This is a genomic window from Limosilactobacillus pulli, from assembly GCF_947381555.1.
Taxonomy (GTDB): domain Bacteria; phylum Bacillota; class Bacilli; order Lactobacillales; family Lactobacillaceae; genus Limosilactobacillus; species Limosilactobacillus pulli.
Window position 1 is genome coordinate 115,336 of the sequence record NZ_CANCWQ010000002.1, and the last position, 16,602, is coordinate 131,937.

Below are 16,602 nucleotides of genomic sequence, written 5' to 3' on the forward strand. Positions count from 1 at the left end.
CATTATGTGTGGAATTGTTGCATTTGTGGATAATGAAAAACCACAAGTCAAAGAAAGCCTGATTCAAAAAATGATGGACCGGATCATCCACCGTGGTCCCGATGATGCTGGCCAATTCGTCGATGAACACGCGGCTTTGGGACATCGACGCTTGAGTTTCGTTGATGTTAAGAGCGGTAAGCAGCCGATCTTTAATGAAAACGAAAATCTGGCCATTTTGTTTAATGGTGAGATCTATAACTTCCAGCCGTTGCGTGAAGAACTGATTGCTGCCGGCCACCATTTCTCGACCAAGACGGACACGGAAGTCATTCTGCATGGCTATGAGCAATGGGGCGATGATGTCTGCAAGAAGCTGCGGGGAATGTTTGCCTTTGTTATCTGGAATCGACAAACCCAAGAAATGTTTGGGGCCCGCGATCACTTCGGCATCAAGCCGCTGTATTACGCCAAGATGAATGGGACGTTCTTTGTCGGCTCAGAAATCAAGGCCTTCTTGGAACACCCAAGCTTTGACAAGCAGCTGAACAAAGAAGCGCTCAAACCATATCTGACGTTCCAATACCCAATTACCCGGGAAACGTTCTTCAAGGGTGTCTACAAGCTGCCAGAAGGTCATTCTTTCCACTACACCAAGGATGGTCAGTTCTCGATGACCGAATACTGGGATGAGGACTTTGAGCCAGCCGATGAGACCTTTGATGAGGCCGTTGACAAGATTGAAGCTGCCGTTACCGAATCGGTTAAGGCGCACTCTTTTGCCGACAAGGGTATTAAAGTCGGTTCATTTCTTTCAGCCGGGGTCGACTCCAGCTATGTTACGGCCATGATGCGTCCTGACAACACGTTCTCAATCGGCTTTGACAGTACCTATGATGAAACCAAGGAAGCACGTGAGCTGGCTGCCAAGCTGAATTTGAAAAACACAGATGCCAAGCTGACCAATGAAGAAGCCTTTCACACCTTCCCGTTGATTCAATACTACCTGGATGAACCGGACTCTAATCCATCCGTCGTACCGCTGTACTTTTTGACCAAGTTGGCCAAGGACAACGGCTACAAGGCGATGCTTTCAGGTGAAGGGGCTGATGAGCTGTTTGCCGGCTACATTGATTATGGCTTCTACACCAAGTCCAAGCTGATTCGTTGGATTACCGATCAACTAAAGAAAAAGCCGCGGCAAAAGCGCTACGAGATTGCCGAAAAGCTTAAAAACAAGCATTTCCATGGTCAGGCGCACATGTATGCCAACCTGGCGCCAGCCCGTGACACCTTTATTGGTGAAGCCTATATCTTCAGTCCAGAACAGGCCCAAAGCATTTTGCAGCCTGAATTTGACTGTGGTCCAACGGTTAAGCAGATCGTTGACCCATATTACGACAAGGTTGAAGACAAAGATATTGATGAGGTTGCCAAAAAGCAGTACCTTGATCTGCACTGCTTTATGCCAGGTGATATTTTGCTGAAGGCCGATAAGATGAGTATGGCCAACTCGCTGGAACTGCGGGTGCCTTTGCTGGACCGTGAAATGATGAAGGTTGCTCAGACCACGCCAACCAAGTACCTGTTTAACGCTAAGGGTACCAAGTGGGCCTTCCGGATGGCTGCCAACCGTCACCTGCCAGAAGAATGGGCAACGCGGCCTAAGATGGGCTTTCCTACGCCAATTCGGGCCTGGCTGCGTGAAGACAAGTACTACCAAGAAGTTCGCGAACTATTCAGCCAGGATTTTGTCAAAGAATTCTTTGATCAAGACAAGATCTTGAAGATGGCTGAAGACAACTTCCAAGGCAAGACTGACGATCGGCGTAAAATCTGGACCGTCTACACGTTCTTAGTCTGGTACAAGCTGTACTTTATCGACAACTTCAAGCCTGATGAATCAGCAATTGATCAAACCAAGCAAAAGGCGGCGAACTAAATGCTGACGGTTAAACAGACGGTAGCCGCTCTCAAGGAACGAGACCTGTTTAAGGAAATCATCGTTGACGGTCAGTGGCTGTATGATGTACCAGAAAAAATTGCCGATCTTGAGTTCAAGGAGCTTTCGTATGACTCGCGCGCAATTAAGCCGCAGACGCTTTTTATCTGCAAGGGTCAGCGCTTTAACCCGCAGTATCTGGTGGATGCAGTCAAAAAAGGCGCCACAGCTTGTCTGACTCAGCAGGTGTATGATGAGGAGCTGGCTGGGCAGAACGTCTGGCAGATTGTCGTTACCGATGTGCAAAAAGCCATGGCAACGGTGGCAAGATCTTTTTATGGCGATCCCGAAAAAGAGCTGACGCTGATCGGTTTTACCGGTACCAAAGGCAAGACGACTTCAGTCTACTTTACGCGGCACATTTTGGCGCATGTCTTTGACAATCAGGTGGCGCAGTTTTCTTCGATTGCCGAGTGCCTGGATGGCAAAAACTTTATCGAATCGCATTTGACCACCCCTGAATCATTAGATTTGTACCGGATGATGCGCCAGGCGGTCAACAACGGGATGAAGTATCTGGTAATGGAGGTTTCTAGTCAAGCCTACAAGAAGTCGCGGGTTGATGGTCTGCATTTTGATATCGGCGTTTTCTTGAACATTTCGCGTGATCATATCAGCCCAGTTGAGCATCCAAGCTTTGACGACTATCTTTGGTGCAAGAGCCAGTTGGTAAAAAATGCCGATAAAATGATCATCAATCGTGAGATGCCTTACTTTGATCTGTTAGCCCAAAAAACGCACGCCTTTGGCAACCAATTGATCACCTATGGCAGCGATGAGTCTGATGCCGACTATCGTTTTACCTTAGGCGAGCATGGTAACTTCAAGGTTGCTTCGTTTAATGACCAGCTGCCGGCCGTAAATGGCGATTTTCGGGTCATGCTGCCAGGATCGTTTAACTGCAGTAATGCAACGGCGGCTTTGGCAGTCGCCGCGCAGCTAAGCGACAAAACCAGTGAGTTTGCGGCGGGGCTTTTAGAAACCAAAGTACCGGGCCGCATGGAGATCTTAAAGAATGAAAAAGGTTATGTGGCCTGTGTCGACTACGCCCATAACTACTTAAGCATGAGTGAGAGCTTCAAGTTCTTAAAGCATGAATATCCAGACGGCCGCTTGATCGTGGTTACTGGTTCAGTTGGCAGCAAAGCTGAGTCACGGCGGCAGGATATTGGGCGAGCCTTGTCTGAATATGCTGACGTGGCCATCCTGACTGAAGATGACAACTACTTTGAAGATCCCAAAAAGATTATTCAGGCAATTCGCGATCATATCGTGGATCCTCACGTTGAGATTCATGAAATTATCGATCGTGAAGAAGCCATCAAAACTGCTTTTCAAATAGCGCGGCCTGGTGACGTCATGTTTATGGCCGCTAAAGGACGGGAACAGTTCTTACGCGAGAATGGTCATGATAAGCCTTATGTCGGCGATTACCAGCTGACAGAACAGTTGATGAAAGCGTATAATTAAATATAGCTGTTAGGGAAGTCGATACTTTGACAGTTAACTGAAAATAAGGTCCAGTCTGTGGTGCGTATACAGACTGGACCTTATTGTCGTCTTTTAAAGACATCTTAAAAACAAGTTCTTGGTGCTTTCGCTACGATTTCGTATTTTTTTCATAATCTTGTGCCAGAATACGAAATATGATCGAAGGACAATGAACGTTTAAATGAAAGGTGGGGGAGAAATGCTGACGCTTAATCAAGCTGCCAACATTTTAAAACAGGATCAATTGCTGCGCGAAATCGTAATCGATAATGACTGGCGCTTTGAGATTCCAGCCAACCTCAAGGACCGCAAGCTTCAATTCTTGTCCTATGATTCGCGCCGCATTGCACCGGAAACGCTGTTTATGTGCAAGGGACTGCACTTTAACGAAAAATATCTGGAGGATGCGATTGAAAAGGGAGCCGTTGCCTGCGTGACTGAAAACGTCTATGCCGGCAAAGATCAAGATCAATTCGTTCAGCTGGTAGTCAATGACGTCCAAAAAGCAATGGCTCTGTTGGCGCGCGAGTTTTACAACAACCCGCAGCGAGAGCTAAAGGTGATCGGCTTTACAGGAACCAAAGGGAAAACAACGTCGGTCTATTTTACGCGTCATTTAATGAACCAGGTCTTTAACCAAAAGGTGGCCCAGCTGTCTTCAATTGCTGAATGTCTTGATGGCGAGCATTTTGAAGAGGCTCATTTGACAACGCCAGAATCATTGGACCTTTTTCGCATGATGCGTCAGGCTGCTGACAATGGGATGCAGTATCTGATTATGGAGGTTTCCAGTCAGGCCTACAAAAAGTCACGGGTCTATGGACTGCATTTTGATATCGGCGTCTTTTTAAATATTGCCGCTGATCATATCAGTCCGGTGGAACATCCAAGCTTTGAAGACTACCTGTACTGTAAGAGTCAGCTGATGCTCAACTCATCCAAGGTGATCATCAATCGTGAGTGTCCTTATTACGAGCTGTTGGCCCAAAAAGCGCTGGCTGCTGGCAATCAGGTAATCTCATTTGGCAGCAGTCAGTCTAATGCCGACTATCGTTATGTAGTCGATTCGCCGCATGAGTTTCACGTGGCGACGTTTAGCAGCTGCCAGCCTGAGCTTAATGGTGAGTTTAAGATCAATATTCCAGGTACGTTTAACGACAGCAATGCTCTGGCAGCACTGATCGTGGGTCGTCAGTTCAGTGATGATACAGCAGCTTTTGCCAAGGGGTTGGAAGAAACAACGGTACCTGGCCGCATGGAGATTCTCAGCAATCACCACGGGCTGTTGGCTTGCGTTGATTATGCGCACAACTACCTAAGCTTAAACGAAAGCTTTAAATACATGAAAAACACGTATCCCAACGGCCGCTTGATCGTGGTAATCGGTGCGGCTGGCGGCAAGGCTGAGTCGCGCCGTAAGGATATCGGTGAGGCACTGGCCAAATATGCCGATGTGGCAATCTTGACCAGTGAAGACAACTTCTTTGAAGATCCGCACAAGATTGATGAGGAGATCAAGTCACATATCGATAATCCGACAGCTGAAGTGCATATCAACGTGGATCGGGCAGCTGCCATTCAGGATGCTTTTAAGCTGGCGCGGCCTGGTGACGTGATGTTTATGGCCGCCAAAGGTCGTGAGCAGTTCATGCATGAAAAGGGACACGATATTCCATACGTTGGCGATTATCAGCTGACACAAAAATTGATGCGCGAATATGATGAATAAGTTGTTAGTTTCTGTAAAAGTGTATTAAAATTGCCGTTAGAAAACTAATCTGGGAGCAATTTTGATGAAAGCTTTTAAAGAATTAATGAGTTGGATCGTACCGATTGCGATTGGCCTTTTGCTGGCACTTTTAATCAAACAGTTTGGGTTTCAGTTCGTACGGGTTGATGGTCCGTCAATGCAGCCCAACTTACAGAACAACGAGCGGGTGGTCTGCTTAAAACAGGCGAAGATTCACCGTGGCAGCGTAGTGGTATTTGATGCCAATGGCGTTGATCCACAGGTTTCCGTTAAGACCGAATACGTCAAGCGGGTCATCGGTCTGCCTGGCGATACGGTGGAAGCCAAGAATGGCAATCTCTATGTCAATGGCAAGAAGGTCAACCAAAGCTACATCAGCAAGAGTGAACGTTCCAGTGGTACCGGAACGTGGACCTTGCACAGTATTTCCCAGGAAAACAGCTGGGTTTCCCATAATGGAGCCTACAAGGTACCAAAGGGTGAATACTTTGTTTTGGGGGATCACCGTAGCGTCTCCAATGACAGTCGCTATTGGGGCTTTGTGCCAAAGAGCAAGATTGTCGGTGTCGTCAAGGTTGGCTTCTGGAACCGTAAGCAACCGGCCAAAAACAATATCAATCAGCAATGGAAGCATTTCTTTGCCGACAACTAACATCAGCAGCGTTCTTTAACGAGGACGCTGTTTTTGATTTGGTTGAACACATGCATTAAGATAATTTAGAAAAGCTAATCAAGTTAGGAAGATTCAATATGTCTGAATTTAAAAAATTAACGCTGTCTCAGATTCAAAGCTATGAGGCTGATTTTAATGCACGACCGGATGCGAAAATTATCGCAAGAACGGTAATGAAAAACGGCATCAAGGCATCCAGCGAGGACCAAAACGTCAGTCAACGCAATCACCGCGTTTTTTCATATGAAGTCAAGACGGGGAAAGTCTGCAATCAACGGCACAGTGGTCGCTGCTGGTCGTTTGCCGCGCTGAACACGCTGCGTCATTTATTTGCCAATCAGTATCACTTTAAGGATTTTGAGCTGTCGCAGAACTATTTGTTTTTCTGGGATCGGGTTGAACGGGCCAACATGTTTTTGCAAAATATCATTGCGACGGCCAGTTTGCCATTTCATGATCGTCTGGTCGATTTTTACGTTGCCTTTGCTGAAAATGATGGCGGGCAATGGGCCAATGCCGCTTCGATCATTGAAAAGTATGGCGTCGTACCTGAATATGCAATGCCAGATACTTATAACACCAAGAACACCGATGACATTGCTGCAGTAATGAAAGATCTGATGCATAAAGACGCATTAGTGCTGCGTAAAATGATCAATGAGCAGCACGCTGATCAAGCTGCGGTTCTGGCTGCCAAGGAAAAAATGGTCAGCGAGGTTTACCGACTGGCGGTTTATGCGTTTGGCATGCCGCCAAAGCGCTTTGATCTTGAGTTTGAAGACGATGACCACAAGTTGCACCGTCAGTCTGATCTGTCGCCACTGGAATTTTTCCATCAATATTGGCAGCTTGATTTACGTGATTACGTAGTTTTGACCAATGCGCCTGATCATGAGTTGAATCAGGTCTACTCAATGCCGCAGCAGGATAGTGTCGTAGGTGGTATTCCGATTCAATTTGTCAATGTGGCTTTTGATCAGTTGCAAAAGAGCGTGGTCAGTCAGCTGAAAGCCGGTGAAACCGTGTGGGTCGGCAATGATGTCTTACAGCAGATGGATCGCAAGCGGGGAATCATGGATGCCAAGCTTTATCATCAAGAAGAGCTTTTGGGCATTGATTACGTTATGGGCAAAAAAGAACGACTGGAAACCAGACAGGCTTGCGTATCACATGCCATGACGCTGACGGGCTTCAATGAAGTTGATGGTCAAATTGATCGCTGGAAGATCGAAAATTCATGGGGCGAGGAAAATGGCGAAAAGGGATATTTCGTGATGACTCAAAAGTGGTTTGAAGACTACACCTATGAAGCGGTTATCAATAAAAAATATCTTAGTGATGAGCTCAAGCAGCTGAGTACGCAAAAACCAGTTCAACTGACGGCCTGGGATTCACTGCAGTAAAAAAACAGCGCTGATCGACAAATGCCGGTCAGGGCTGTTTTTTTGGTTATAGATTTGGATCCATTTTAAAGGTTAGCTTGGACAGTTCTGCTCCCTTGGTCAGCAGATCAAACAGGTGTTGGCGGGCACGATCGTTGAAGTGCTTAGCAATATCATGGTTCTGCGAGGTCAGATAGCTGGTTAGACGCTGGCCTTCCAACATACCGACTTGATCGTCAATAGCTTTGATTTTGCGCCTTGCCCAGGCCTGCAGCTCATTTTGATAGTTCAGGTTGTCTTTGGCAAATTCAGCATAATGGCTCTCAACTACGCTTGCCAGTGCTTCATTTAACCAATAGGCACTGCTTAGATCCATCTTGGCTGGAAACTCGCGGTATGAGGCATCGGTATCATTGACATTGGCAAAGAAAGGAACGTAGGCACAAAACGTCGGGACGCCAAATTCGACCCATTGAATGCACTGGGCACCACCATAGGAGTCATTGCGGGCTTGCAGAATATGCGACTGCGCCGTTCGCGAAAGTGCGATGGAACGATAGCGCCGGCGCTGTTCTGGCGTACCGCTGCCCAGTGGATCATAAGGCGTTTCGTTATAGTGCGATTTTAAGACGTATTGAATGTCTTCAACGCTGATTTTATGATCGGGCTTGCGAATAAACGGCATATCGGCTGACTCAGGCGTTTGATCCTCGGTTAGGCTGGGACTTAGATAACGCTGTGCGAACCAGACGCGCGGCGTGTTGTAATGATGATCCTGCTTGGTATTGGTACCAAAGATATGACGAAAGTTCCAACGCTCATCGTCAGGATTCAGGTGATTATTCTTAACAAACAGCCGGATACCATCTGCCCAGGCAAAATTTTTATCATCACCAAAGTCAATATCTTCAATGGCAATCTGGTTGGCCGCCACGGCATAACAGTCATCAGGGATGCGGACGGCAACCCAATAGTGCCCCGTGGCGATTTCCATGTACCAAACCTCATTTTGATCGATAAACTGGATACCGTTGCCTTCAGCCGCACCATATTTGGTAATTAGGCGACCTAGATATTCAACGCCTTCCCTAGCTGAATGGATATAGGGCAGCACCAGTGTCGTCAGTGAGTCTTCGGCCAGACCGTTTTTGACGTATGGATCATAGGCCAGTACTTTGGGATTGGCATAGACGGATTCCGTAGCACTTTCACCGACACCAGCCTCGTTAAAGCCGTCCTCTTCGTTTGGACCCTGGGTTTGATCAACGCTTGGTGTAGATGTGTAGCGCATACCGTCAGCTGGCAGTGGCACGGTTAATTGATTATAGGCCGAGACGTAGGTTGCGTGACGATCTTTAACGGCAGGCTGCACCAAAAAGCGCTTGGGCTCGATTGCCTTGACACGATCCTCGTTGCGCGAGATAAAAGTTGAGCCGTCAGTTGAAGCATGTTTGCCGACCATCATCGACGTGCAGGCTGATTTCTTGAAACGATTCCATGGAGACATTTGCTCTTTGACCTTTCTAATATGAATTTCCCCCATTATAGCGCGTTTGACCTAGAAACGATAAATTATCCAGCTTGCCATTTAAACGGCTGAAAAAAGCGCTTAACAGGGCTGTAAAATAATAAAAAGCTGTCTGGCTAAATACCAAACAGCTTTTTGATTAGTCTTCGCGCGAGTAGGTTGCAATATCGTGCAGAATCTCATCCATAAAGGCATCTACGGTCATACCGTTTTGATCCTTTTCACCGTACTTACGAACGGAAACCGAGTTGTTGGCCTGTTCATCATCACCGACAACCAGCGTGTATGGAACTTTTTGCGTTTGGGCTTCACGAATCTTGTAGCCCATCTTTTCGTTCCGGTGATCAACCTTAACCCGAATCTGAGCTGCCTTGAACTTCTTGGCCAGTTCATCAGCGTAGTCGCCATGCTTGTCATCGGAAACTGGGATAATAACGACTTGTTCAGGTGACAGCCAGGTTGGGAAGGCACCCTTGTAGATTTCCGTCAGGTAAGCAACGAAGCGTTCCATCGTGCCGACAACCCCACGGTGAATCATAACTGGACGGTGCTGCTTGCCGTCTTCACCAACATAGTGCAGATCGAACTTTTCAGGCAGCATGAAGTCCAGTTGAATCGTAGACATCGTTTCTTCGTTGCCCAGGGCCGTCTTGGTTTGGATATCCAGCTTTGGACCGTAGAAGGCAGCTTCACCTTCAGCTTCATAGTATTCCAGACCCAGTGAGTCCATAGCAGCCTTCAGCATGGATTGCGAACGTTCCCACATTTCGTCGTTGGCAAAGTACTTTTCCGTGTTCTTAGGGTCACGGTATGAAAGACGGAACGTGTAGTCAGTAATGTCAAAGTCCTTGTAAACGTCCATAATCAGCTTCAAAATCTTGGCAAATTCGTCTTGGATCTGGTCCAGAGCAACGAACGTGTGGCCATCGTTAAGCGTCATTTCACGAACCCGTTGCAGACCAGAAAGCGCGCCGGACTTTTCGTAACGGTGCATCATTCCAAGTTCGGCAATCCGCAATGGCAATTCACGGTAGGAACGAATGTGGTGCTTGTAGACTTGAATGTGACTTGGACAGTTCATTGGCCGCAGTTCGAGCATTTCGCCGTCACCCATGTCCATTGGTGGGAACATGTCTTCGCGGTAGTGAGCCCAGTGACCAGAAGTCTTGTAGGCATCCAGGTTCATCAAAACCGGCGTGTAGACGTGTTCATAGCCATCAGCCAGTTCCTTGTCGATCACATAGCATTCAATCGTCCGGCGAATCGTGGCACCCTTTGGCATCCAGTATGGCAGACCGGCACCAACCTTAGGATCAACAAAGAACAGATCCAACTGGTTACCGATGACACGGTGGTCGCGTTCCTTGGCTTCTTGACGAGCCTTCAGATCGGCTTCCAGATCGTCTTTCTTGTAAAAGGCCGTCCCATAGATCCGCTGCAGCATTGGGTTGGATGACATGCCTTTCCAGTAGGCACCGGCAACGCTGAGCAGCTTGTAGTTCTTGACCAGGTTGGCGTAAACCAGAATTGGAGCACTGGCAACAGCCATTACACCATCCAGATCATACATGGCAACCTTGCCGTCCTTAGCGTTTTCGTTGATCAGTTCAGTTGAGAATGGATCGTCCTTGACGCTAGCCAGGGCATCATCTACGCTGACCTCTTTGAACTCAACCTTGGCTTCTGACTTGGCAATAGACTTGATGGCTGCTTCTAATTGTGGCAGTTCGTCAGCAGAAACCTGCTGTTCATCTTTGTCAGAGTCAACGTAGAAGCCGTCTTCTTCGACCGCATCGGCACCTAGATGAATGCCGGCAAATTCTTTTTGCAGTGCAGCCTTCAGCATCAGAGCGGATAATTGACGCAGGGCGTCCAAACTTTCTTTTGAGTCGCGGTCAATCTTGTTGACTGAGCCATCGACGTTCATAACAGCAACTTGAGCCATTTAAAATCTCTCCTTTGTGGTAATAAAAAACGTCCCTTTGACTGCCTAAAACAATCAAAGGGACGTTGGTTGGTAACATAATCAGCGTGGTTCCACCCTAATTTACGGCGCACTAATGGCGTCGCCTCTTAAGTGTGGTAACGGGCACGACCCGACTGACCTTATCTCGGCCAGTGACAATTCAAAAAGGTGGTACGCTGATGTGCTTGGTCAACGGTACTTCCAGCCAAGGTACCGACTCCCTGGATAACTAGCCGCATCAGGCATGTCCTTTGTCATTAGTTTGAATTATATGCACCTGTCTGGATCGTGTCAAGACTGATTTGAAAATCTTGACTATTGAGCACCGCCATCCTGGGTAGGGCCACCGGTATTGCCGCTGACGGATTCAGAAGGCGTATTGGTATTGGTTGAACTGCTGTTGCCGTTGCTATTGCTACTGTTGCCACTATTGCCAGAGTTACCGTAGTTGCTGCCGCCTTGATAGCTGCTATTGCCATTGCCGGTTGTTTGGTTATTGTTGTTGGCAGTTGTTTGACTGGATGAGCTGGCCGCTGGAGCAGATGATGAATTCGTCGTAGTACTTGGTACGTAATACGAATCCTGATCATTGGTGTCGTAGTTGGCTTCATAAGATGAGCTGGAAGAAGAATGCTTCTTTTTGTGGCTGCTGGACTTCTTTGAGTTGCTGGATTTTTTCTTAGAAGACGTGGAGACGGTCGTATCGCTGGAATTGTCGGTCACGGGATCCTGCTGCTTGACGGCAAAGACGATGACCATGACGATCAAGACTGCTAAAAGGATTCCCAAAGCAATTTTAAAGGGACGATGACCAGGCTTTTTGTTTTTTGGTTGCTTGTTTTTGCCTGATTTAGCGCCTAAGCTGGTCATTTTAGCGGCAGTTGCCTGACCATTGCGCGAGCCTAGTCGATCCTGACTGCGACGGGAACGAGTGTCATTGCTGATTGGCTGGGAGTTCATGCCAGAGCGCGTACCATTAGTAGTTGGCTGAGCATTAATACTCAGATCGGAATTGCTTTGCGATGAGCGCTTGGCTTGCTTATCTAATTTAAACGTTGGCGCAGCTTCTTTTTTAGCCGTGCGATCAGCTTTTTTATCAAAGAAGAAATGCGTCTTTTTTTCCGGGCGCTTGTTTGGTTGATCGTATAGTTCAACTCGGCTTGGGCGCCGCTTTTCTTTATTATCGTGGTTGTCCAAAATATTCACCTCAAAATTATTTTGGCCGCGCAGTCAGCATAACGCGGCTGATGCCTAAACACAGGATATTATACACCAAAAATACTAAAAACCGTTCGAAGCAAAGCGTTCAAACGGTTTTTTATTGATAAATTAAAATATTTATTTTATTAATCTTGACTAGCTGGCTTTTGATCATCTTTGGATTTCCAAGGATGATGAATGCCTTCTGCAACGAGCCGCTTGTTGCCTTTGTACATGTCGTAGATCGTCCAAGCTAACAGCAATAAGATAGCTACAATGGAGATCCAAGCCAATACATCAGCCGTACTCTTTTGCCAGATGCCAAAGCCTTCGAAAGTACTTGGCAGATTGTAAAGGTTTAAGAATGTCAGCGAAATAACTGACAGCCAACCACATGCCTTAACCCAGCCAGAGTTTTTGAACTCACCCATTTCATCTTTGCTGTCGGTCATCAAAAGCAGTGGCAGCATTGAGAATGGCAAGGCAAAGGCCAAGAAGACCTGTGAGTTTTCCATCAGCATGTTTAAGGCCGCGTGTTGCTGAATGGCATTGTCCTTAGCAGTCATAGCGACACACAGCAGTACCGGAACGACAGAAATCAGACGCGTTACCAGCCGCCGAGCCCATAATGGCATCTTCATGTGAACAAAACCTTCCATGATAACCTGACCAGTCAGGGTACCGGTAATCGTGGAGTTTTGCCCAGAAGCCAACAGCGCAACTGCAAACAGCGTTGACAGCAGACCGGACTTGGCTACTGAGATCAGAATCGGGTTGCTCAGCATTGACGTGTTGCTTAATGCCTCATACAAACCAAAGAAAGAAGTATCCTTAACCGTACCAGATTTAAAGACGGCAACCCCCATGATCAAAAGCAGACAGTTAACTAAGAAAGCAGCTGATAATTGGATGTTGGAGTCCCAAGCCGTAAAACGGATCGTCTGCTTGATGTCTTCTGCATCAGTATGATCGATTTTACGCGTTTGTGAAATAGCGGAGTGTAAGTAGAGGTTGTGAGGCATTACAGTCGCCCCGATAATCCCCAAAGAGCCAGACAGCGGCGTAATACCCAAGCGTTGCGGTTCAGTTGCTACGGCACCTGCTGAAGGAAGCAGACCGGCAAAAGCAGCGCTCCAGTTTGGATCGGATAGTGCAACTTCATAAACAAAGACGAACAGGATAACTAAAATCAAGCAGACAACAATTGCTTCAATCTTGCGGAAACCGATTTTAGTCAACAGCAGCAGAACCAAGACGTCCAATACTGTGATGAAGACCGCTGGAATCAATGAAATATGGAATAAAAGGTTTAGGGCGATTGCCGCACCAATAACTTCGGCAATATCAGTTGCCATAATTGCAAGCTCGGTCATAATCCACAAAACGATACCGAGCGCCTTCCCTGTACGAGCTCGAATGGCTTGGGCCAAGTCCATTTCACTCACGATCCCAAGTTTGGCAGCCATGTATTGAAGCAGCATCGCAATCAAACTTGAAATCAGGATGGTCGTCATTAAGGTATAACCGAATGCCTGACCACCAGTGATCGAAGTAGACCAGTTACCAGGATCCATGTAGCCGACAGCAACCAATGCGCCAGGTCCGGAATAAGCTAAAAGTGTCTTCCAGAAACCTTTACCTTTAGGAACTTCAACGGTGCCGTTGATTTCTTCAAGTGATTTGCCGTTAGCATACTCGATCAGTTTGTGCTTGCGGCGTTGGTCATTCGTGTTGTTATCCACGGTAAACCCACCTTTCTTAATTGAAAATTTGCATTACCCAACAAAAAACGTTTAATGCAATAAAACACCTTTGTTAGGCTAACATAAAAATTAAAGTCCTGCAATGGAAGAATGCCTATCTAACGGTATTTTACAGTAATTTTACATTGGCAATCAAATGATAGCGATCTTGATATGCTTAATATTGAAACGCTTACGATTTTTTGTCGCGAAAAATTCAAAAAAATTAATCATCGAAAATCAAGCGTTATCATATAGTTAAAACGATCACTTAATGTCAAACGATTATCAAAAATAGTGATAACCGGTTGACATATGATTGAGACCTGGATTATACTATTGGCAAAATTTAAATTAATGTTTTCACAAAGAAAGAGGTATAAATCGATGAAGGCACTTGTATTACAAGGTATTAAAGATCTTGCCGTTCAAGAATATGACATTCCTGAAATCAAGCCAGATGAAGTTTTGATTCACACGGCCTACGCTGGTATCTGTGGTACTGACAAGGCACTGTACGCTGGTCTGCCGGGTTCTGCTTCTGCAGTTCCACCAATCGTGCTTGGCCACGAAAACTCTGGTGTCGTAGCCAAGGTTGGCGATGCCGTTACCAACGTTAAGGTTGGCGACCGCGTAACCGTTGACCCTAACATCTACTGTGGTCAATGCAAGTACTGCCGGACCTCACGCCCTGAACTGTGTGAACACTTGGACGCAGTTGGTGTTACGCGTGACGGTGGTTTTGAAGAATACTTCACGGCGCCAGCCAAGGTTGTCTACCAAGTTCCTGACAATGTTTCCCTGAAGGCTGCAGCCGTTGTAGAGCCAATTTCTTGTGCAATGCACGGTGTTGACCTGCTGACTACGCACCCATACCAAAAAGCACTGGTCTTAGGTGACGGTTTTGAAGGTCAACTGTTTGCTCAAATCCTGAAGGCACGCGGCATTCACGAAGTAACGCTGGCAGGTCGCTCTGATGAAAAGCTGGCTAACAACCGCGAACACTTCGGCGTTAAGACGATTAACACAACCAAGGAAGAAATTCCAGCCGATGCTTTTGACATCGTTGTTGAAGCCGTTGGTCTGCCACAGACGCAAGAACAATGTCTGGCAGCCGCTGCCAAGGGTGCTCAGGTTCTGATGTTTGGTGTTGGTAATCCAGATGCTAAGTTCTCTGTCAACACTTACGACGTTTTCAAGAAGCAGTTGACGATTCAAGGTGCCTTCATCAACCCTTACACGTTTGAAGACTCAATTGCACTGCTGGCTAGCGGCAAGGTTGATCCACTGCCATTGTTCTCTCATGAGCTGGCCTTCAATGAAGTAGAAGACTTTGTCAGCGGTAAGCTGGGCAAGGTTTCCAAGGCCGTTGTCAAGGTTGGCGGCGAAGAAGCCTAACTCACTTAGATAAAATGTTCAAAACAGTCGTCAAAATGGCGGCTGTTTTTTATTGCCTAAAGTTGACACGGTGTCACTATAGCGGTATGATCACATAGTAGTTGACACGGTGTCACTTAATTAGGAGGGGAAATTCAGATGCCGACCAGTACTTTTGAAAATTTGAATCATGAAAAACGGCAAAAAATTGAGCAGGCCCTGCTGCATGAGTTTAGTGAGCATTCACTGGCAACGGCACAGGTAGCGCGGATCGTTAAAGAGGCCGAAATTGCTCGTGGCGCATTCTATAAGTATTTTGCCGACTTAAAAGATGCTTATCAGTATCTGTATGCTAAGGCAATGCAGGATATTCACCAAAACGTGGCAACCACGCCGCACCAGTTGATGAGTGCCCAGGACTATTTTGAACAGACGCGTGAATTTGTGCAAAAGGTCCATGGCAGCCGCTATTATGATCTGATCAAGCTTCATCTGCGGTGTAATGAAGGAATACTGCCGATGCATCCAGTTTCGAAAATCTCGGCCTTGCAGTGGACCATCATGACGATCAATCATGCGGCAATCAAGGAGTGCCTGAATTTTCCCGATGAACAGACAATGATTTTACAGCGCTTGTTGCAGGCTCTGCAGCGCTTATTAGAAAACGAAGGTGATAAAAATGTTTCTGGCCGTTAAGGAAATTCGTCATGAGAAGTTAAGATATGGTCTGATTATTGGCATGATTGTCTTGATCGGCTACTTGATGTTTATTGATGGGCATGATGCTGGGGCCGGCTAATGAAAATACGGCTGCGATCGATTCGTGGGACGCCAAGAGCGTGGTTTTAAACAAGAATTCCAATATCAATCTGAGTCAGTCGCTGATTGCCAAGCAGGATCTGCCTAAGCTAAACGATCATCAGGCATTAGTCGGGCAGACGCCGGCAGTGATTGAAAGAGCCAAGGGAACGACCGACAAGCAGACGATTCAGTTTGTTGGCCTGGACCGCTCGCAGTTTATCTACCAAAAGAAACTGAAGCTCAGTAGCGGTCACAAGCCGCATGACAAAAATCAGGTCGTGCTCGATGAAGGATTAAAGAGCAAAGGCTATCGGTTGGGCGATCAGATCACGCTTAACGGCAGTACGCAAAAATATCGTGTTGTGGGTTTTGCTAAAGATGCCAAGCTGAATATTGCTTCAGTAGTCTACGGCAGTCTGTCAATCTGGCAGACCCTTAAAGGAACGGGGGATCAGTTCGCGGCTAGCGGAATTTTTTCTGATCAGAAGCAGACGGTCAAAAACAAAAATCTCAAGCAATACTCAACCGGTACCTTTATTGACAAATTGCCTGGATATGCAGCGCAGAACATGACATTTGAGTTTATGATCGCCTTTTTGATGGTGATTTCGCTGATCGTTATCACCGTTTTTTTACGCGATTTGCTAGTTCGTAACATTTAACAAAAAAAGCCTAACAAGGTTAGACTCAAAGTAGACTAAAAAAGGAGTC

General features: G+C 46.7%; 12 protein-coding genes. 8 read left to right on the plus strand and 4 right to left on the minus strand.

Features of this window, described 5'->3' with window-relative positions:
- The first annotated feature begins 4 nt into the window (after positions 1 to 4).
- From asnB to QOS03_RS01325, 5 genes are all read left to right on the plus strand, one after another.
- Positions 5 to 1,921 carry an asparagine synthase (glutamine-hydrolyzing) gene (gene asnB / locus QOS03_RS01305; RefSeq protein WP_283575101.1) on the plus strand — a complete coding sequence of 639 codons (1,917 nt, stop codon included), beginning with the start codon at positions 5 to 7 and terminating at the stop codon, positions 1,919 to 1,921.
- A complete protein-coding gene (gene murE / locus QOS03_RS01310) occupies positions 1,922 to 3,451 on the plus strand; it encodes a UDP-N-acetylmuramyl-tripeptide synthetase (RefSeq protein WP_283575102.1) in 1,530 nt (509 codons plus the stop codon). It abuts the gene before it with no gap.
- A 220-nt stretch (positions 3,452 to 3,671) separates the two neighbouring features.
- Complete coding sequence (gene murE, locus QOS03_RS01315; RefSeq protein ID WP_283575103.1) at positions 3,672 to 5,201, plus strand: UDP-N-acetylmuramyl-tripeptide synthetase; 1,530 nt, start codon at positions 3,672 to 3,674, stop codon at positions 5,199 to 5,201.
- A 64-nt stretch (positions 5,202 to 5,265) separates the two neighbouring features.
- Positions 5,266 to 5,874: a signal peptidase I gene (gene lepB / locus QOS03_RS01320; RefSeq protein ID WP_272208787.1), complete on the plus strand. Its 609-nt coding sequence runs from the start codon at positions 5,266 to 5,268 to the stop codon at positions 5,872 to 5,874.
- 98 nt (positions 5,875 to 5,972) lie between these two features.
- Positions 5,973 to 7,298, plus strand: a complete 1,326-nt coding sequence (locus QOS03_RS01325; protein WP_283575104.1) for a C1 family peptidase — start codon at positions 5,973 to 5,975, stop codon at positions 7,296 to 7,298.
- Positions 7,299 to 7,344: 46 nt separating this feature from the next.
- On the opposite strand, the gene QOS03_RS01330 is transcribed toward QOS03_RS01325, so the two are convergent.
- From QOS03_RS01330 to QOS03_RS01345, 4 genes are all read right to left on the minus strand, one after another.
- Positions 7,345 to 8,784, minus strand: coding sequence for a C69 family dipeptidase (locus tag QOS03_RS01330; protein ID WP_283575105.1), 1,440 nt, complete (start codon positions 8,782 to 8,784; stop codon positions 7,345 to 7,347).
- A gap of 160 nt (positions 8,785 to 8,944) precedes the next feature.
- Entirely contained in the window at positions 8,945 to 10,750 is a 1,806-nt protein-coding gene (thrS, locus tag QOS03_RS01335; RefSeq protein WP_283575106.1) for a threonine--tRNA ligase, read from the minus strand.
- A gap of 336 nt (positions 10,751 to 11,086) precedes the next feature.
- Positions 11,087 to 11,968, minus strand: coding sequence for a hypothetical protein (locus QOS03_RS01340; RefSeq protein WP_283575107.1), 882 nt, complete (start codon positions 11,966 to 11,968; stop codon positions 11,087 to 11,089).
- Positions 11,969 to 12,117: 149 nt separating this feature from the next.
- Positions 12,118 to 13,713: an Nramp family divalent metal transporter gene (locus QOS03_RS01345; RefSeq protein ID WP_283575108.1), complete on the minus strand. Its 1,596-nt coding sequence runs from the start codon at positions 13,711 to 13,713 to the stop codon at positions 12,118 to 12,120.
- Between the two features lie 387 nt (positions 13,714 to 14,100).
- Between QOS03_RS01345 and QOS03_RS01350 the strand changes: the two genes are divergently transcribed.
- The 3 genes from QOS03_RS01350 (at position 14,101) to QOS03_RS01360 (ending at position 16,553) form a co-directional block, all read left to right on the plus strand.
- Entirely contained in the window at positions 14,101 to 15,111 is a 1,011-nt protein-coding gene (locus QOS03_RS01350) for a zinc-dependent alcohol dehydrogenase family protein (RefSeq protein WP_169461581.1), read from the plus strand.
- Positions 15,112 to 15,249: 138 nt separating this feature from the next.
- Positions 15,250 to 15,786, plus strand: coding sequence for a TetR/AcrR family transcriptional regulator (locus QOS03_RS01355; RefSeq protein ID WP_283575109.1), 537 nt, complete (start codon positions 15,250 to 15,252; stop codon positions 15,784 to 15,786).
- Between the two features lie 77 nt (positions 15,787 to 15,863).
- The gene (locus QOS03_RS01360; protein WP_283575110.1) at positions 15,864 to 16,553 is read left to right on the plus strand and encodes an ABC transporter permease family protein; all 690 of its coding nucleotides are present in this window, start codon (positions 15,864 to 15,866) and stop codon (positions 16,551 to 16,553) included.
- Positions 16,554 to 16,602 lie beyond the last annotated feature (49 nt).

What these genes read in the sequence shown, in the direction of transcription:
- asnB (WP_283575101.1), top strand. Translation starts at nt 5, where the DNA reads ATGTGTGGAATTGTTGCATTTGTGGATAATGAAAAACCACAAGTCAAA.
- murE (WP_283575102.1), top strand. Translation starts at nt 1,922, where the DNA reads ATGCTGACGGTTAAACAGACGGTAGCCGCTCTCAAGGAACGAGACCTG.
- murE (WP_283575103.1), top strand. Translation starts at nt 3,672, where the DNA reads ATGCTGACGCTTAATCAAGCTGCCAACATTTTAAAACAGGATCAATTG.
- lepB (WP_272208787.1), top strand. Translation starts at nt 5,266, where the DNA reads ATGAAAGCTTTTAAAGAATTAATGAGTTGGATCGTACCGATTGCGATT.
- QOS03_RS01325 (WP_283575104.1), top strand. Translation starts at nt 5,973, where the DNA reads ATGTCTGAATTTAAAAAATTAACGCTGTCTCAGATTCAAAGCTATGAG.
- QOS03_RS01330 (WP_283575105.1), bottom strand. Translation starts at nt 8,784, where the DNA reads ATGTCTCCATGGAATCGTTTCAAGAAATCAGCCTGCACGTCGATGATG.
- thrS (WP_283575106.1), bottom strand. Translation starts at nt 10,750, where the DNA reads ATGGCTCAAGTTGCTGTTATGAACGTCGATGGCTCAGTCAACAAGATT.
- QOS03_RS01350 (WP_169461581.1), top strand. Translation starts at nt 14,101, where the DNA reads ATGAAGGCACTTGTATTACAAGGTATTAAAGATCTTGCCGTTCAAGAA.
- QOS03_RS01355 (WP_283575109.1), top strand. Translation starts at nt 15,250, where the DNA reads ATGCCGACCAGTACTTTTGAAAATTTGAATCATGAAAAACGGCAAAAA.
- QOS03_RS01360 (WP_283575110.1), top strand. Translation starts at nt 15,864, where the DNA reads ATGGGCATGATGCTGGGGCCGGCTAATGAAAATACGGCTGCGATCGAT.